Annotated in this window: 3 protein-coding genes and 1 pseudogene; 3 read left to right on the top strand and 1 reads right to left on the bottom strand. The window is 44.0% G+C overall.

The window, feature by feature from the left end:
- Positions 1 to 52: 52 nt before the first annotated feature.
- Positions 53 to 622, bottom strand: a complete 570-nt coding sequence (locus ACFIO3_RS10975; RefSeq protein ID WP_375704456.1) for a hypothetical protein — start codon at positions 620 to 622, stop codon at positions 53 to 55.
- Between the two features lie 290 nt (positions 623 to 912).
- On the opposite strand from ACFIO3_RS10975, the gene ACFIO3_RS10970 reads away from it, so the two are divergent.
- The 3 genes and pseudogenes from ACFIO3_RS10970 to ACFIO3_RS10960 form a co-directional block, all read left to right on the top strand.
- Positions 913 to 1,044, top strand: coding sequence for a hypothetical protein (locus tag ACFIO3_RS10970; protein WP_375611635.1), 132 nt, complete (start codon positions 913 to 915; stop codon positions 1,042 to 1,044).
- 6 nt (positions 1,045 to 1,050) lie between these two features.
- Complete coding sequence (locus tag ACFIO3_RS10965; RefSeq protein WP_375607069.1) at positions 1,051 to 1,212, top strand: hypothetical protein; 162 nt, start codon at positions 1,051 to 1,053, stop codon at positions 1,210 to 1,212.
- Positions 1,213 to 1,311: 99 nt separating this feature from the next.
- Positions 1,312 to 1,500, top strand: a pseudogene (locus ACFIO3_RS10960) (hypothetical protein); the annotation flags it as partial.

Below are 1,500 nucleotides of genomic sequence, written 5' to 3'. Positions count from 1 at the left end.
GCTTATAGAGGGAGCGGGAAGGATGGGAGGCCGCTTAAAATGGCGAGGGAGATTATTCAAAATGTTTATGGTTTGCATATCCCCAATGAAATGCGAGCAAGTCTAAACAATCTCGTAAATGATCGGCAAGGGAGTTTTGTTTGCGTTTTGAAGAACTTAATTCTTTGATCGCTTGTCCATAGCCTATAACCCGCTCAAGAAGAGAATAGCCAAGAATACCAAGTTGAACTTTAATGGTTTTTAATTGATTGGAGGCTGCTATTTGACGTTCAATGGGCTGTGTGTACCCTTGGCTACAGGCAACCTTTTCACGGGTGTAGTCAAGGCTCATGTGGAGATCGGCTTGGCTTTGACGCCAGTAAAAATAAAAACGTTCTGCCGCTTTATATTGGGCTTTGCTGAGATGCCCTTTGGCATATAAAAGGGCAATGGGATGGCTTTGTGCATTGGCAATGGCTTTAATCGTGCGCGGGTTACTGGAACTTTCTGGATGATTGGGTTTAAAATAAGGATTACGCGTTTCTACAGGGATTTCTTGCGTCTTTAAATGACCAATGTGCTTTCCTTGATTTTGATGATCAAGCGGGCAGGTTTGCATGTTTTTTTTCTCTTGATGGCTCATAACATCTCCTTAAAAATTTTAATTTTGATTCTTTCATGTTTATGCAAAGAAACGGGATTGTGCTGTTGTATGCTTGTTGAGGAATAGGTTTTTATATCTGCTTGTTGCGTGAGGGGACGTTTTTCAAAAGGGTGTGGGGTGGTGGTTTTCTTTTGCTGCTGTCATTTGTTTGTACGAGAGATTTATACGGGGGCGGGGATTTTGCGGGGGCTGTGCGAGGGATTTTGTGGGAGTGGTGTGTGTCGTTCTCTTTGTGGTTCTGCTTCTTTAAAGGATGGGCGTTTTGTTGCATGATGGGCATTCTTTCTGATTTTATTGCTGTGGGGGGGAGGATTGATGTCGCAGGATTTGGTTTTTTGCCATGGTTGATGTTTTTCTGCCTCTTGGGAGCTTTATTTCTATTTATGTGGGGAGGTATTTGAGGGATCATGAAAGGAAGAAATTTTTTTAAGAGGATGGGGTTTGGGGGGCGTTATTGGCGGGGATCTCATGTTGTTTATACGGTTGCTGAACGCATGGGGTGGCGCTGGCTTTGGTTCTTAATTCCGTGGGGGTATCCTTTTGGGTTTTGTCATTGGGCTGATTTATAGAGGTGTAAAGCATCTTGTTATGATTTGGCTCTTGAAAAGAGAGGGGTTTTGTCGCATGGTGGATATTTTTCTTGAGTGACTTGATGGGGGAGGTGAGTGATGGCGCGCGGGCTTTTGTCTTTGAAGGGGTTGGTGTTTAGCTGTATTGTGGCCTATGTCTCTGTGGCTGTTTATGTGGAAATGAAGGCTCTTGGGATGACGTGGGGCATATTTTTACGAGCTGTGGCGTTTTATGGCATTCCCGGTATTTTCCTTATGTTGGGTTATGAAGTAATGCAGCGGCGTGGT

It is taken from the genome of Bartonella sp. AD328YNZD, assembly GCF_042196425.1.
Note: the sequence above shows the minus strand (reverse complement) of the source record. Positions and strands in the feature narration are given on the sequence as shown.